This is a genomic window from Sorangium sp. So ce448, from assembly GCF_051520915.1.
GTDB classification, from domain to species: Bacteria; Myxococcota_A; Polyangia; order Polyangiales; family Polyangiaceae; genus Sorangium; species Sorangium cellulosum_B.
The window spans coordinates 8,736,815-8,752,976 of the sequence record NZ_CP150343.1; the positions used below are offsets into that span (position 1 = coordinate 8,736,815).

Below are 16,162 nucleotides of genomic sequence, written 5' to 3' on the forward strand. Positions count from 1 at the left end.
CCGGTCCCCGGGGACGCGTCGACCCGAGCGCGCCGCGCGGCGTGACCCGCGCAGAGGGACGATCGCCGGCCGCCTTCAGGCGAGAAAACGCGGTGGGCCCCCGAGCACGCGGATCACGTCGACCGGCACATTCAGGTCGTGCAGCACCCCTGGATCGTCCACCTCCTCGTCGACGCACCTGTCGCCGAGCGCCCTCAGGTGATCCCGGAGCGGGGGTGGATCGGCCTCCAGGTAGCGCTGGAGCGCCTCGGTGCGCAGCACCACCGGGTGCCCGCCGCGGCCGAGGTGCCGCGGCCGCACCGCGAGCGGCGGCGTCGGCGTCGTCAAGCAGGCGCCCGCCTCGAGGCGGGCGAGCAGCCGCGCCACCGTCGCGGCGCGCGCGGGCGGCACGTCGACCGGCGTCACGATGACGGCGTCGGCGTCGCCGATGCGCGGCGCGGCGACGGCCAGCGAGCCCGCCGGCCCGAGGTCGTCCGGCGCGGACCACGAGACCAGGTCGATGCCCGGCTGCACATGGGCCAGCAGCGCGTGAAAGACGGAGCTGCGCACCACCACGAGCACCCGCGCGCTCTCGGCCGAGAGGCGAGCCTCCGCGTGCGCGATCGCCAGCGGCCGCTCGGCCCCGCCCTTCGTCGATGACGGCCAGGCCAGGAGCGCCTTCGGCCCCCCGAGCCGCTTGCCCGCGCCCGCGGCGAGCACGATCGTGGTCACTCGATTCATCCAGCCTGCTCCTCTCCGGCGGACGTCGTGCCGGCCGATGACCATCGAGCGCGCTGCCGCCCCGCGCGCCACGCGACGAGCTCCGCGGCCAGGGCGACGCCGATCTCGGCCGGCGTGCGCGCCCCGATGTCGAGGCCGACCGGCATCCTCACCCGCGCGACGTCGCCCTCCGCCACCCCCTTCGCCTCGAGCCGCGCGCGCGTTCGCGCTGCCTTCGCGCGGCTCCCGACGCCGCCCACGTACCCGAAGCCGCGCGCGAGCGCCCACGCGAGCGCCTCCTGATCGAGGGCGTGGTCGTGCGTCATCACGAGCGCCGCCGCCTCGCCGAGCTCCCTCGGCAGGCCCGTCAGCACCTCCGGGTCGTCGTGCTCGGCAAGGACGAGCCGCACCTGCTCCCCCGGCGCCGGCGCCAGATCCCGCGGCGCATCGTCGTACGCCGACGGCGCGCGGGCGAGCGCCGCCGTCGGCACGCGGGCGGGGTCGGCGGCGGCGGCGCGCGTGTCGCAGAGGGTCACGCGGAAGCCAAGCGACGCGAGGAGCGGCCCGGCGAACGCGCCCACGTGCCCGGCGCCGATCACGAGGACGTGCACAGCGGGCAGCATCGGCTCGATGAGGACCTCGACCGAGCCGCCGCAGCACATGCCCAGCGTCGGGCCCAGGCGGAACGTCTCGAGCTTCGGCGCGCTGGCGAGCTCGTCGAGCGCGCGCCCCATGATGCCGAGCGCCGCCCGCTCGACGGCGCCGCCGCCGATCGTGCCGATCGCGGTGAGATCGTCGAAGAGGCAGAGCTTCTGCCCCGGCGTCGACGGCGCCGAGCCGTGCCGCGCCACCACCGAGGCGAGCACCACCCGCCGCCCCGCCTCGAGCGCGTCCAGGGCCGCCCGAAGCACGTCGTGCGGGAACGCCGTCCTCGGGATGACCTGGCTCAGATCCGGCATGGTTGAGACTCTAGCGACCCGGCGACCGAAAACGAGAGCGCCGAGAGCCCCGGCGCCGAAAGAGCTTGCTGGAAGGCCGCGCTTGTCGCGAAAGTCGAGCGCGCTCGGAGAGCGGCGCAGGCGTCCCCCGAGATCCCGCCCCGCTGTGACCGCCGGGATCCAAATAAAAACGCGGAGTTACAAGCCACGATGACCTCCCCCGCCACGCTCGACGCCGACCTCCAGCGCGCCCTCTCCGATCCGGGCTTCACGCCGGGCCGCCGCCACTTCGCCGCCCTGATGGATCTGCTCGAGACGGCCGATGAGCCCGCCGAGCTGGCGGAGCGGGCGCTGCGGCGCGCCGGCGCCGCGGCGCTGCCCGCAGCGCTCGAGCGCGCGGCCGGCGCGGCGCCGGCGCTGCGCGCGCCGCTCACCCGGCTCGTCGGCAAGCTGATGGCCTCGGGGCCGATCGATCCCGAGGTCTCGGAGCGGGCGCGCGACTACCTGCTCGCCTGCCTCGGCGACGACGATCGCCGCACGCGCCGCATGGCGGCGGTGGCGCTCGGCAAGCCGCGCGCGGCGGACGCCGGGCGGGCGCTCGTCGAGCAGGCGCTCGCCGAGGCGGCGCGCAGCGAGCGCTCGCCCGACGTCCGCCGCGCGCTGATCGACGCGCTCGGCAAGGTCGGCGGCGGCGCCGCGCTCGAGGCGCTGGCCGAGCTCGACGGCGACGACATCGCCGGCGTGCGCGCGCGCGCCGAGCTCCTGGCCAGGAGGACCCTCACGCGCGGCGAGCTGTCCGAGATCGCCGGCGATCGCGCGCCGGAGCGCCCCCTCCGGGTGGCGGTGCGCTGCCGGCGCGGGCTCGAGGCGATCCTCGCCGAGGAGCTCGCGGCGCTCGACGCGGGCTCTCCCGGCGGGGCGCTCGTCCCCGAGCTCCGGAGCGATCCGTGCGGCGGCGCGCGAGTCGAGGCGGTGCTGAGCGGCCGCCTCGACGCCCTGTTCGGGGCGCGCACGATGCTGTCGTTCGCGTTCCCGCTGCCGCTGCGGAAGCTCGACCAGGGCGCCGACCTCGCCGCGGCGGTCGCGGAGCGGCTGCTCTCGCGGGAGGCGCGCGAGATCCTGCGCCGCTTCACCCAGGGCGCGATCCGCTACCGCATCGACTGGGCCGGCGGCGGCAAGCGCCGGGCAGCGGTGTTCCGCGCCGCGGCCGCCGTCGAGGCGGAGGCCCCGGAGCTCGTGAACGATCCGACCCAGAGCACGTGGGACGTTGTCGTCTACGAGGGCGCTGGCCGTGTCCGGATCGAGCTCGCGCCGCGCCTGCCCGACCCACGGTTCGCGTATCGCCGGGGCGACGTGCCCGCGGCGTCGCACCCGACGATCGCGGCCGCGCTCGCGCGCATCGCGGGGGCGCGCGGCGACGACGTCGTCTGGGATCCGTTCGTCGGCTCGGGCCTCGAGCTCTGCGAGCGCGCCCTGCTCGGACCGTACCGGCGGCTCGTGGGCTCGGATCGCGATCCTCGAGCCCTGCAGATCGCGCGCGAGAACCTCGACGCCGCGGGCGCGCGGGGCGCGGAGCTCCTCCAGCGCGACGCGGGCGGCGCGCCGCCCCCGGGCGAGGCGCCCACGCTGATCCTGACGAACCCGCCCCTCGGGCGGCGCGTCGAGCGCACGGGAGACCTCGACGCCATGCTCGATCGCTTCGTCGAGGGCGCCGCGCGCGCGCTCGCGCCGGGCGGCAGGATGGTGTGGATCTCGCCGTTCCCCGAGCGGACCGAGGCCGTCGCGCGCCGCTCAGGCCTCCGGCCCGAGACGCTCCTGCGCGTGGACATGGGCGGCTTCGACGCGCAGATCCAGAGCTTCCACAAGGAGGCGCTCCGGCCGGCCGCGAGCCACGATCGACGCGACGGCCGGCGCGGGGACCGGCTCGACCACCCCCCTGCCGGGCGCGGTGGGCGCGGCCCCCAGCAGGCCGAGCTGAGCGGCGAACAGCATCGCCCCCCCCGCCAGGAGCAGCGCCACCACCACCGCGATGATGATCCCGAGCCGCCCCGAGCGGTCAGGCGGCGCGTCGGTGATCAGACCGAAACCGTCGGCCGCGCCGAGGGGCGACGGCCCCGGCGCGGCTGAGCCCTGCGCTGCGCGCTGAGCGGGCGCTGCGCTCTGCTGCGCGGCACCGGCGCTGTGCGTGACCGACGAGGCTTGCTGCGATGGGCTGAGCGCGCCGGCTGCGCCGGAGGTCGGCCCGAAGGGCGCGCCGCCCCCACCGTCGGCCCTCCTGGACGACGCGGCCGCGGGCGCCCCCGCGGCTCGTTCGAGCGGCGCCGCAGCGGAGCGACCTGTCGCCGCATCAGCGAGCGCCTGGGACGCGCCCAGCGTCGGCGTCGCGTCGACCAGGGGCGGCACGACCGGCGTGGGAGCTTCCCGCGTCCGCGTGGGGACGTCGTCGTCATCGTCATCGTCGCGGTCGTCGACGACCGTGGGCGCATCGAGCGTGGGCTCGTCGAGCATGTCCCCGTCGAGATCGCCGAGGAAAGGCAGCTCCCCGCTCCGCGGCTGAGGTCTCGCGACAGCTTCGGGCTCTGCGTCCGGGCGCTCGCGCCCCGGGAACGCCGGCGCTGGCGCCCCGACCGCGACCTGCTCTCGAGGCCCTCCAGCCGGCGGCGCCGCGCCAGGCGCGGGCCGCCCCGCGTCGGGCGCGCGATGCGCGGCGGGCGCCGCTCCTCCGGAGCGCGCAAGCGCTGCGGCCGCTGGCCCAGCGGGCCCGCGGAGGTTCAGGGGCGTCGCCTCCCGCGTGGCCATCCTGGGCTCCGAGCCCTCACGGGCGTCGCCGGACGTCTGGGTCACCGGGACCGCCCCCACGCCCGGAACGCGCGCTCGCGCGACCGGGGGGCGCCCTTGCGTGGCCGGAGCCGCGGCGGGCGCCCTGGGGATCGGGGCGGCGCCCGGCCTGGAGGCCGACGCGCCGAGTTGCGCCGCCGGAGGCCGCGCGCGCTCGGCCGGGAGGGGCGGCGCCGGTTGACCCGCGGCCACTGCCGCCGCGCGCTGCGCGATGACCTCGTCGAGCTGGCTCGAGCTGAACGGCGAGACCCGCATCAGCGTGCGCACCTCGTCGTCGTCCTCGTCGTTCGTCGCGTCCTCGTCGTCGAGCGGGAGCAGCGTGCGCACCGCGGGATCGGGGTGCCATTCCTCGAGCGCGCGCCGGAACGCGGCGGCGTTCGTCGTCCGCGCGGAGCGATCGCGCTGGAACGCATCGTCGAGGACCCGCTGGAGATCGTCGTCGCCCACGTCGAAGACGGCGAGCGGCGCCGGCGAGGAGCTCGCGATCCGTTGCCGCGTCTCGGCGTCGCTCCCGCCGCCGAAGGCGCTCGCCCCGGTCAGCACCTCGTAGAGCGTCGCCGCGATGGCCCACACGTCGTCGCCGGCCGAGAGCGTCCCGCCCCCCACCCGCTCGGGCGACTGGTACGCGATGCGGCTCGGCGTCTGGCGCAGGTCGGCCAGGATCGCCTTCGACGTGCGATCGACAGCGGTCGTGAGCACGCACTCCGGCGAGATGGCGCCGTGCGCGACGCCGAGGGCGTGAAGCGCCTCGATCCGCTTCGCAAGACGAATGGCCCAGCCGACGGCGTCGAGCTCGTTCACCGGGCCATCGCGCAAGATCCGAGTTGCAAGCGTTTCCACTTACGAAGCCAGGGTAGTACCGGTCCGCCGAAGTTTGTACCTGGATCCGCGCGCCGTTCGTCCCCGGGGCGACCGATTCCAGGGTGCGCGCCTCGCCGTGTACGCTCGGAGGCGGCGCCCCTGACGGACGGCGCTGGCGCGCCGATCCGCGGCGCGGGGAGCCGCGCTCGTCATGACCGCTCGCCCCCGGCCGCGTCGGTCGGGACGATGCGAACGCGCCGTACCCGCCGGCCGGCGACATCCATCGCCACGAGCGTGTAGCCCTCGCACTCGACGCGCTCGCCCGCCTCGGGTGGGTGCTCGAGCCGGCCGAGCATGTAGCCGCCGACCGTCTCGACGGTCTTCACCTCGGGCAGCAGCACGATGTGCGCGTCGCGCTCCAGGTCCGTCAGCAGGACGCGGCCGTCGACGTCGACGATGCCCCCGCCACGGCGGTGGATCGGCGGCACCTCCTCGTCGTTCTCGTCGCGGATCTCCCCGACGATCTCCTCGATGAGGTCCTCCATCGTCACGAGCCCCATGAACTCGCCCGAGGCCGACGTGATGATCGCCACCGGCACCTGGCGCGCCTGCATCTCGAGGCGGAGGCGCTCGACCGAGGTGTTCTCGCGCGCGAAGATCGGCTTGCGGAGCAGCTCGGCGACGCGCGCCGCGCGGCGGCGGTGGCTCAGGACGTCGAACAGGTCGCGCAGGTGCAGGTAGCCGAGCACGTTCTTGCCCTGCTCGTCGAGCACCGGGTACCGGGAGTACCCGGCGTCGGCCACGATCCGCACCGCCTCGTCGATCGTCATGTTCGCGCGCAGGGTCGCCGCGTCGGAGCGGAGCGACATCACGTGCCTCGCCGTGCGGCGGCGCAGGTCGAAGATGCGCACGAGCATGCTGCGCAGCGCCGGATCGAGCCCCGCGGGGCTCTTGGTCAAGAGCAGCCGGAGCTCCTCCGACGTGTGCGCGATCTCCTCCTCGCCCACGGGCCGGAGCCCGAAGAGCCGGACGAACCCGTTCGCCATCGAGTTGAGCACCCAGATGACCGGCCACATCAGGACGAAGAACCCGTGCAGCGGCCGCGCCGCCCAGAGCGTAACCTTCTCGGTCCGCTGGATCGCGAGCGACTTCGGCGCGAGCTCTCCGATCACGGTGTGGAGCGACGTGATCAGGATGAACGCGATGCCGACGGAGATGGCGTGCGCGCCGATCCCCGACCAGGCGTCGAGCGGCGCGAGCAACGGCTCGATCAGCTGGGCGATGGCCGGCTCGCCGATCCAGCCGAGCCCGAGGGACGCGAGCGTGATGCCCAGCTGGTTGGCGGACAGGTACGCGTCGAGCCGCTGCGACATCTGCAGCGCGAGCCGGGCCCGCGCGTCGCCCTCGCGCACGAGCTGCTCCAGCCGCGTCGGCCGCATCTTGACGATGGCGAACTCGGACGCGACGAAGAACGCGTTGAGGAGCACCAGAAGCAAGGTGCCCAGGAGGTAGACCAACGTCATGCCGGTCGACGTCCTCCTCCCGGTGCGCCCGCCGCCCCGCGCCTCCTCGGCGACGAGCCGCGGCTAGATCCTCGCACGTTCGAGGATCTTGCTTCGCAGGTCCGGGTCGTCGTTGCTGAGTCCATCGACCAGAGCATCGGCCGGGGATTGCCCCTTGGCGATGAGCGCGCTGAGCCGATCGAGGTGGACGCGCTCGTCCTTGCCGTTCTTGTTCAGGCGCGCGCGCCGCTCGAGGCCGCCCGAGGAGATCGAGACGAGCCGCTCGGCCAGCGCCGCGAGCGGCTTGCCGCGGAACGTGGCGCGGAGCGCGCGCTCGGCGATCTTCGGGCGCACGGCCTCGAGCTCGTCGAACCTGAAGCTCTCGGACAGGGCGTCGGCCTCGTCGAGCGCGCGCGCGTCGTAGAGGATGCCCGCCCAGAGCGCCGGGAGCGCGCAGACGAGGTTGGCCGGCAGCGAGTCCGCGCCGCGGACCTCGAGGGTCCGCTTCAGCCTGACCTCCGGGAAGAGGGTGTTGAGGTGCATCTCCCAGTCGCCGCGGGTGGCCCGGTGCCCCTCGAAGCCGCGCTCCAGGAACTCGCGGAAGGTCTGCCCCGTGTTCTCGATCACCTCGCCGTCGCGCTTGATGAGGAACATCGGCGCGTCGACCGCCCACGCGACGTAGTCCGAGAAGCGGCGCCCGCGCTCGAGCACGTTGCGGATCAGCCCCTGCCGCGCGGCGTCGACGTCGAGCCAGACCTTGGCGCGGTAGCTCCGCCCGCCGAACAGCGCCCCCTCGTAGAACGGGGAGTTCGCGAAGATCGCCGTCACGAGCGGGGAGAGCCGGAGCGACACGCGGAGCGCGCGCATCGCCGCCTCCTCGCTGGCGTAGTCGAAGTTCGCCTGCACGGTGGCGGTGCGGCGCATCATGTCGAGGCCGTGCGCGCCGCGCGTCGGCAGGTAGCGCCGCATGATCGCGTAGCGCGCCTTGGGCACCCAGGAGAGATCGGCTTGCCTCGCGAAGGGGTGGAACCCGATGCCGAGCCAGGCCAGCTTGAGCTCGGCGGAGATGTCTCGCAGCTCCGCGAGGTGCCCGCTCATCTCCATACAGATCTGGTGGATGTTCTCGAGGGGCGCTCCGGACAGCTCGAGCTGCCCGCCTGGCTCGAGGGTCACCGAGGCGCCAGCCCGGGCGAGCGCGATCAGCGGACCGCCGGGGGTCTCGTGCTCGGGCGTCCACCCGTGCCGCTCGACGAGCGCCTGGAGGATGTTGAGGACGCTCCGCTCGCCCTCGTACGGGATGGCAGCGCCCGTCCTGGCGTCGACCCCGAACTTCTCCGCCTCGGCGCCGATCCGGTGAAGGGCCTCGGGCTTCGTGGCTTCGTGGAAGGGAAACAGCAGATCGTCGAACGTCTCCAGCGGTTGAGACTTCGAATCACTCCCGTGGCTTGCATCGGCCATCATCACGTTTCCGGTTGGGTTTCGTTCTCGCTTAGAGCGCGCGCCTGAGAAGGGGCGCGCGCTGCGTCGTACGGAGCATCTTCGCGAGCGCGCCCAGGTGCGCCAGCGTTGTCCCCGTCCCTCCCCCGAGCATTCGCGCGCCCGCCTCGATGAGCCGCGCCGCCGACACCGCCCAAGCATCGCAGATCTCGGCGGGCGTGATGCGATCGGCACCGTCCGCCTGCGCAGATTCCGCGCCGAGCAGCACGCCGACCTGAACCTCATGCGCCACGCCCTCGAGGCGCCGGAGCACGTTGAGCCCGAGCTCGACCGACGGCACCTCGAAGAGCAACGCGTCCGCGCCGCTGTCGAGGGCCGAGCGGGCGACCTCCTCGAAGCCCTCGCCATCGGCGGTGCGCCCTGCGCCGTCGAGCTCCACGAGCGCCCACGTCGCCAGCTGCGTCGTGCTGGCGCTGACCACCGCCGCGCGGCGCGCGAGCCGCGCGACCGTGGGGCCGACGCACGCTGCCTGAGCTGGATCGAAGCCGCACGCGACGAGGATCTCGCAGCCGGCCGCCGCCAGCCTGGCCGCATGGACGGCGTAATCCTCCGCGATCCGGTCGGCCATGGGCGCGGCAGCAGTGTGGCCCAGGATACCCGCCACCGCCACGCGGCGCGCGGCCGCGCCCGCCGCCTCTGTAGCGAGCTCGACCGCGGTTCCGGTCAGCGCGGCGGCGCGGAACGCCATGCCGATGGGCGCCAGAGCGCGCGTCGTCGTCGCGGACGTGAGCGCCCGGACCACGTCGATCCCCAGCGCGATCTCCTGCTCGTGCAGCTCAGCGACCGCCCGCGGCGACTCGCGGAGCAGCCGGCCAAGGGCGGTGGTGGAGGAGACCGCGGTGCCTCGTCCACGGAGCGAAGCGAGCGGATCGCCGCTGATGATGAGCGGACGACCCACGGGAGGCCGAGAGGTGGAGGCCTCGAGCGCATTCACGTCCTTCGCTGCTTTCCAGGGCTCCTCTACCACCGGTCTATAAGGGGAAACTAGCCCAAGACGGCCCTTCCGCGTCGCGAAATGGTGCAGCCCAGCGGGCTGGAGCACAGCGTTCCACGCAGCGGAGTCGGGGACAACCTGACGGACGCACACCGGCGCTCGGCGCGGCGCCGGGGAGGAACGGGGGATCGGCCTTCATGAGGGGCTCCGCTTTGCCATGGTCCGTCATGTGGCCGGGAGGCGCCGGCCCCCTACCCCTCGGCCCCGGCGCGCGACGAACTTCCGGTCGAAGAGCCGCACCCGGCGGACGAACAGATCGAGCAGGAACACGACCATCGCAGCGTAGATGAACTGCTGCCAGAGCTCCTCGTGGAACGTCACCTTCTCCCCTGCCGGGTCGAAGATGGCCGCCACGCCGTTCGGATCGACCGCCCCGCCGGTCGACGTCGCGGCCTTCTCGAGGATCGCGAGCTCGGGCTCGAAGCTCGCGTACTCGCGCGGGTACGGGTTCGAGACGTGGCCGTAGCTGACGGCGACGGGCCGGAGCGAGCCGTCCTCGGCCTCGCGCAGGTGCTCCGCCCGCAAGAGGAACGAGCCGTACCGATCCAGCGCAAGCGCCGTCTCGTAGCGCCCCGGCGCGGTCTGACGCATGTCGACGACCCGCGTCGCGCCGCCCGGCTCGGGCCCGATGATGCTGAGCCGGGAGGTCAGGTTGTTCTCGAACCGGTCGTCGGCCCCGAACGCGTCGACGGACGCGCGCAGCTCGCCGTCGACGATCTCGGCCCTCATGTCGAGCTCGCGCCGGTGCTTCTGGCGCATGTGCTCGTGGACGAGCTGCCCCCAGAATTTCTCGAAGCCTGGCCACCTCAGCCACTCGACGGCCCAGCGCGCCTTGACGTCGGTCGTCCAGGCCAGCGTCCACCCGAGGCCGACGCGCCAGCGCGCGAGGATCGGCTCCTCGGTGTCGCTCGTGAGCAGCTCCTGGGCGGGCGGCGGCTTCAGCTTCGTCGAGACGTAGCCGTGCAGGTTGGGCGCCGTGCGGACGTCGACGCCGCGGAGGAACGCCGCGTCGCCGACCTGGGTCACCGGGAACCACTCCTCGACGGCGGCGGCGCGCGCCACCATCTCGGTCTCCTTGGTGAAGATCCGCGGCAGGTTGTTCGGATCCGGGACCGCGTGGAAGCGCCCCCCGCCCACGTCGGCGATCATCTTGAGCAGCTGCTCGTCGAGGTCGTTCCCGAGGCCCACCGTGGTCACGGTGATCGACTCGGCGATCATGGCGGACACGAGGTCCCGGATGCCGCCCGTCGACGCCTTGCCGTCCGTGAGGAGGATGACGTGCTTCTTGCGCGCCTGCGTGACGGTCATGTCCTGGTAGGCGGCGTCGAGCGCGGAGAAGATCTCGGTCCCGCCGCCCGGCTGGATGCGCGCGATCTCACCCGCGATCCGCGACCGGTTGCGCGCGGGCTGCATCTTCACGTAGCGCGTCGGCGCCGAGTCGAACGCGATCACCTCGATCAGATCGTCCGACGACAGCACCCCCGCGGTCGCCTTCGCCGCGGCCTTGGCCATCTCGAGGGGCAGCCCGGTCATCGATCCCGAGCGATCCATGACGAGCGCCATCGCGACGCTCGGCATGTCCTTCTTTCGCTCGTTGTCCATCCGAACGGGCAGGATCCGCTCGATGGTGGTGCGGTACCAGCCGCCGAGGCCGTACCCCGACTCGCCGCCGGCGAAGAGGAACCCCCCGCCGAGATCCCGCACGTAGCTCTCGATGATCTCCTGCCCCTGCAGGCTGAGCGCTTCCTTCGGGGTATCGGACACGATCAGGAAGTCGTAGCGCTCCATCTCCTTGAGGGAGCCCGGGAATCCTGCCGGCGGCCTGACGTCGACGTCGAGCTGCTGCGCGGTGAGCGCGCTCGAGAGCGGGCCGGCGTGCTGCGGCGTCCCCTCGATGTAGAGCACCGACGGGCGCCCAGGCACGTCGATGGTGGTCGCGTACCGGTTGTTCTCCTTGAACTTATCGTCCGCGATCTGGTCGAGCTCGAGCGCGTAGGTCACCTGCCCCGCGATGCGCACGACGCTCTTGAACACGACGTCGTTCGGCCCTGCCTTGAGCTCGAGGTCCCGGATGCCCTCGAGGCCGTTCAGCGCCTCCCCCTGGAAGAGCCGCGCGCGCGCCTTGGTGGCGCGGCTGGCGTAGATGTCGGCGTGGATCTCGAACGTCTCCCCGACCTTGACCCGGTCGGGCATCCTGAGCTCTCGCACCGCGACCTCGGGGGGCGCGGGCCGCCGGTACGGGATGGAGAACAGCCGCACGCCGACGTCGCGCGCCCGGTTGGCCTCGGCGAGCACGTCGCCGTCCGTCTGGACGCCGTCCGACATCAGCACGGCGCGCTTGAGGTAGCCGGGCGGATACAGCCCGTACGCGAGCTGCAGCGCGGCCTGGAGGTTCGAGCCCGCGCCGAGATCGCCGCGCTGTCCGTTCGCGTCGACGTGGCGCCCGATGGGCGGCGCGCGCCGCTCCGCCTCTCGACCGGCCGCCTCGCCGGCCGCGCGCTCGGCGAGCCGCGGTCGCCGCGCGAAGGTGATCACCTTGATGACGCCGTCCTCGGGCTTCTCGGCGAACGCCTTGTCGAGCGTCGCTCGCGCGTCGTCGAGCGCCTCGTCCGTGACCGACTCGGAGACGTCGATGAGGTAGATGGTGGCGACCTTCTCCGTGGTCGCGGACCTCGCGAGCCGCGACAGCCCGAGCGCGATCAGCGCGACGAACGCGACCCGCAGCAGCACCGAGAGCACGCGCTGCGGCAGGGGAAGGTCGGCGAGGGAGCCCGCGAGCACCCCGACGAACCAGGGCGCGAGCAGGATCGCGCCGAGCATCTTCGGGTTGAGGAGCTCGTACTTCACCCCCTCGCGCACCCACGTCAGCGTCGGATCCGGGTGCAGGAGGACATACCTCCGGTACGCCCAGAACAGGATCCCGCCGAGGGCGACGCATGTGATGGCCCACGCGGCGATGCGCAGCCTGCGACCACGGAACGCGCTCACACCGTCACCCTCCTGTGGTACGTGAACCACTCGATCGCGGTCACGAGGAGCACCGCCGCGAGCAGGTAGACCCAGAGCTCACGGCGAACGCCGATCTTGAACTCGCTCACCGCGCCCGCGCCGCGGCCGTCGACCTTGAGCTCGACGGCGGGGGCGATCGCGCTCTCCTCCGGCGCCGAGAGGTTCGCGGCGAACATGCTCTCCTCCTGCGCGCCCGCGGCGCCGACGCGCAGCGTGTAGAAGCCGGCGTGCTGCCCGAGGAACACGGCGCGCCCCTCCTGGATGGGGACCGCGCGCGTCGTCCCGTCGGGCTGCTCCAGGCTGGCCACCTCCGCGGACGAGGACGCCGGGATGTGCCAGACGGAGCCCGTGCGGAACGAGGAGATGTAGCTCGTGTCCTCCTCGACGAAGTTGTTGATCGCGTTGAGCAGGAAGAGCGGCCAGGCGATGCGGAGCGGGAAATCGCTCTCGCGCACGTCGAAGCCGAGCGCGACGAATTTCACGCCGCTGCGCCGCCCCTCCAGCAGCAGCGGGCCCTTGTAGCTCCGGCCGACGACCCTGTCTTCCTTGTTGCCCTTGAGCACGTGGGCGCGCGCGACGTTCACGTCGCTGAGCGCCGTGTAGCGCAGGAGCGGGTGCTTCGCGTCGAGCTCGTCGAAGCCCAGGCGGTAGTTCGGGTCGTCATCGAGGACCTCCTTGCCCACCTCGAACGGGACGCTGGTCCCGGTCGGGTTGAGGTAGAGCAGGCTCCCGCTCCCCGGCGCGACGCTCGGCGCCACGCCGTCGAAGATGGTCACGTCGAACGACGAGGCCGCCGGGTACCGCTGCGGGTCGACGAAGGTCACGTCGAGGTACTCGTCGAGGAGCAGCGCCGCCTCGAGGAACATGTTCCCCGCGGAGACGACCTGGACGCGCGCGCGGCGCCGCTCGGGGAGGAGCGCGTAGGCGCGGTTGTCCGCGGGGAGGTCGTCCGAGCTGCCGTCGGCCAGCGCGAGCTTCGCCTCGAGCGTCTTCGACGCGCCGGAGAGGTTCGGGTAGAAGCGGGGCAGCTTCTCCTTGGGTTTGAGCCGGATGCGCGTCAGATCCGTGAGCTGGCCGTCGCCGAGCAGCGACAGCTCGAGATCGAGGGGCTCGTCGCTCGTGTTGGTGACCTCGAGCATCACCTCGTAGCGGCTCTTGTCGAGCGGGTAGCGCCGCACCGAGAACTCGGTGATGGCGGCGTTCCTCGATCCCTTGCCGATCGGCAGGTACGAGAGCTTGATGTCGCCGAGGCGCACCTGTCCGCCGGCGTCGGTCGGCTCGCCGAGCGCGCCGTCGCTCACGACGATGACCTCCGGCGACGGGAGCCCGCTCAGGGTGTCGCTCGCGAAGCGGAGCGCGCGCGCGAAGTCGGCGGTGGCGTCGGTCGGCCTCACCGCCGCGACGGCCGCCTCGAGCTCCGAGATCTCTCCGGTGAGCGTCGACAGGGGCGTGATGGCCGCGTCCATCTGGGCCAGCAGCATGCGGTCGCTGCCGGAGAGGCCGCGGACCATCTTCCTGACCTCTTCCTTCGCGAGCTCGATGCGCGAGGGCGCGACGTCGATGGCCTGCATGCTCGCGCTCGCGTCGATGAGGACGACGATGTTGCGCCCCTCGACGAGGTTCGCCTGCGGGCGCGGATCCCCCAGCGCGAGCAGGAGCAGCGCGAGGAGCGCGAGCTGCAGCAGCAGCGACAGGAGCCGCTTCAGCTGCGAGAACAGGCTCGTCGCCTCCTTGTCCCGGAGGATGCGCTCCCAGATCCTCGAGAAGGGGACCGCGACGGGCCGCCGGCGCAGCTTGAGGATGTAGAAGACGACGACCACGGCCCCGGCGAGGGCGCCGATCTGGAGCAGTGTCTGCAGCGGAACGCCGGTGAAGTGCAGCATCGCTACCGGAGGAAGCCGCCTCTGCGGAACACGCGAAGGATCAGCTCATCGAAGGGGACGGACACGTCCGCGCGGAAGTAGCTCACCTGCCGCGACGTGCAGAAGCGGCGGATCTCGTCGAGGTACTGCTCGTAGGCCTCGGCGTAGCGCTCGAGCACCTTGGGGGTCACCGTGACCTCGCGCTCGTCTCCGGTCTCGCAGTCGTAGACGCGCACGTCCCCGCGCAGCGCAGGCCGGGCCTCGCGCGCGTCGACGACGTGGAGCACGAACGGCTCGAACCGGTTGTACCGGAGGACGTTGATGCCGCGCTCGAAGCCCGCCGGATCATAGAGATCGCTGAGGATCACGGCGAGGCCGCGCCGCTTGTGCTGCGCCACGAAGGTCTTCATCGCCTCGCCGAGGTCGGTCGGGCCCTCGGCGCGCGCCTGCCCGAGGAAGCGGAAGATCCTGAAGATGCGCGCCTTGCCGCGGGTCGACTGCATGCGCCCGCTGATCTCGTCGGTCGCGGTGACGATCGCGATGCGGTCGAGGTTGGCGAGCCCGACGTACGCCAGCGCTGCAGCGAGGCGCTTTGCGTGCCGCAGCTTCTCGCCGTCGCCGAACGCCATCGACGCCGAGGTGTCGACGATGAAGTAGATCGAGAGGTCCTCCTCCTCCTCGTAGAGCCGGATGAGGAGCCGGTCGAAGCGCTGGTACGCGGCCCAGTCGAGGTACCGGAAATCGTCGCCGGGCGCGTAGTCGCGGTGGTCGGCGAACTCGACCCCGGAGCCGGTCTTCTTGGTCCGCCGCTCCGCGCGCATCGCCCCCGAGAAGACGCGGCGGCTCACCATCGCGAGATAGTCGAGCTTGCGCTGGAACTCGTCGTCGAAGAGCTCCTCGTCGGGGGCGCTCGCGGAGAGCGCGGAGATGCGGCGCAGCGGCGCGGCGGCCCTCTTGAACGCGTCGAAGAGCCCCATGCTACCTTCGACGGCGCCTCATTTGCTCTCCGGAAGGTGCTTGAGGATCGCCTGCAGCACCTCGTCGGTCTTCACGCCCTCCGCCTCGCCCTCGAAGTTGAGCAGCACGCGGTGCCGGAGGGCGGGGAGCGCGCACGCGCGCACGTCGTCGACCGACGCCGCGAACCGCCCTTCGAAGAGGGCGCGGATCTTCGCGGCGAGCAGCAGCGCCTGCGCCCCGCGCGGCGACCCGCCGAACTTCACGAACCGCTTCACCTCGTCGAGGCTGCCTCCCTCGGCGGGGTGGGTGGCCTGGAGGAGCCGCACCGCGTAGTCCTGGACGTGCTTCGCCACGGGCACCTCGCGGACGAGCCGCTGCATGGCGATGATCCGCTCCTTGTTCAGGACCGGCCGCACCTCGATCGCGTCGGTGCCGGTCGTCCGCTCGAGGATCGAGTTCAGCTCGTCGCGGCTGGGGAACGGCACGTGCAGCTTGAAGAAGAACCGATCGAGCTGCGCCTCGGGCAGCGGGTACGTCCCCTCGCTCTCGAGGGGGTTCTGCGTCGCCAGGACGAAGAACGGCTCTTCGAGCGTGTAGCTCTGCCGCGAGACCGTGACCCGGTGCTCCTGCATGGCCTCGAGGAGCGCGCTCTGCGTCTTCGGCGTGGCCCGGTTGATCTCGTCGGCGAGGACGATGTTCGCGAAGATCGGCCCCTTGCGGAACGAGAACGACCGCTGCCCGCCCGCGTTCTCATCGATGACCGTGGTGCCGATGATGTCCGCGGGCATCATGTCGGGCGTGAACTGGATGCGCGAGAACTGGAGGTCCAGCGCCTCGGCCATGGTGCGGACGAGCATCGTCTTGCCGAGCCCCGGCACGCCCTCGAGCAGCGCGTGCGAGCCGGCGAGCATGCACGTGAGCACGCCGTCGACCACCTCGCGGTTGCCGACGATGACCTTCCCCACCTCCTCGCGCAGCTCTCCGATGCTCGCGCGGAACTCGTCCACCTCGGCCCGCGCTGCTTCCTTCGTCTTCTCGGCCATGACTTCCTGCTTCGCGCCCGCT

General features: G+C 72.7%; 10 protein-coding genes. 1 reads left to right on the forward strand and 9 read right to left on the reverse strand.

Annotated elements, in window-relative coordinates; translation table 11 throughout:
* Nucleotides 1-75 precede the first annotated feature (75 nt).
* Nucleotides 76-720, reverse strand: coding sequence for a nucleotidyltransferase family protein (locus tag WMF45_RS32950; protein WP_437709070.1), 645 nt, complete (start codon nt 718-720; stop codon nt 76-78).
* A complete protein-coding gene (locus WMF45_RS32955; RefSeq protein ID WP_437709072.1) occupies nt 717-1,658 on the reverse strand; it encodes an XdhC family protein in 942 nt (313 codons plus the stop codon). The genes WMF45_RS32950 and WMF45_RS32955 overlap by 4 nt, the downstream gene beginning before the upstream one ends.
* A 189-nt stretch (nt 1,659-1,847) precedes the next feature.
* Between WMF45_RS32955 and WMF45_RS32960 the strand changes: the two genes are divergently transcribed.
* Nucleotides 1,848-3,764 carry a HEAT repeat domain-containing protein gene (locus WMF45_RS32960; RefSeq protein WP_437709074.1) on the forward strand — a complete coding sequence of 639 codons (1,917 nt, stop codon included), beginning with the start codon at nt 1,848-1,850 and terminating at the stop codon, nt 3,762-3,764.
* A 1,721-nt stretch (nt 3,765-5,485) separates the two neighbouring features.
* Here the strand turns inward: WMF45_RS32960 and WMF45_RS32965 are convergent.
* From WMF45_RS32965 to WMF45_RS32995, 7 genes are all read right to left on the reverse strand, one after another.
* Nucleotides 5,486-6,799, reverse strand: coding sequence for a hemolysin family protein (locus WMF45_RS32965; RefSeq protein ID WP_437709076.1), 1,314 nt, complete (start codon nt 6,797-6,799; stop codon nt 5,486-5,488).
* A 63-nt stretch (nt 6,800-6,862) separates the two neighbouring features.
* Nucleotides 6,863-8,239, reverse strand: coding sequence for a glutamate--cysteine ligase (locus WMF45_RS32970; RefSeq protein WP_437709077.1), 1,377 nt, complete (start codon nt 8,237-8,239; stop codon nt 6,863-6,865).
* Between the two features lie 28 nt (nt 8,240-8,267).
* Nucleotides 8,268-9,317: a homocysteine S-methyltransferase family protein gene (locus tag WMF45_RS32975; RefSeq protein ID WP_437709079.1), complete on the reverse strand. Its 1,050-nt coding sequence runs from the start codon at nt 9,315-9,317 to the stop codon at nt 8,268-8,270.
* Between the two features lie 117 nt (nt 9,318-9,434).
* The gene (locus WMF45_RS32980; protein ID WP_437709081.1) at nt 9,435-12,257 is read right to left on the reverse strand and encodes a VWA domain-containing protein; all 2,823 of its coding nucleotides are present in this window, start codon (nt 12,255-12,257) and stop codon (nt 9,435-9,437) included.
* Nucleotides 12,254-14,161: a vWA domain-containing protein gene (locus WMF45_RS32985; protein WP_437709083.1), complete on the reverse strand. Its 1,908-nt coding sequence runs from the start codon at nt 14,159-14,161 to the stop codon at nt 12,254-12,256. Before WMF45_RS32985 ends, WMF45_RS32980 begins: the two co-directional genes overlap by 4 nt.
* 2 nt (nt 14,162-14,163) lie before the next feature.
* A complete protein-coding gene (locus WMF45_RS32990; RefSeq protein WP_437542928.1) occupies nt 14,164-15,117 on the reverse strand; it encodes a DUF58 domain-containing protein in 954 nt (317 codons plus the stop codon).
* A gap of 18 nt (nt 15,118-15,135) precedes the next feature.
* A complete protein-coding gene (locus WMF45_RS32995) occupies nt 15,136-16,140 on the reverse strand; it encodes an AAA family ATPase (RefSeq protein WP_437323898.1) in 1,005 nt (334 codons plus the stop codon).
* Nucleotides 16,141-16,162 lie beyond the last annotated feature (22 nt).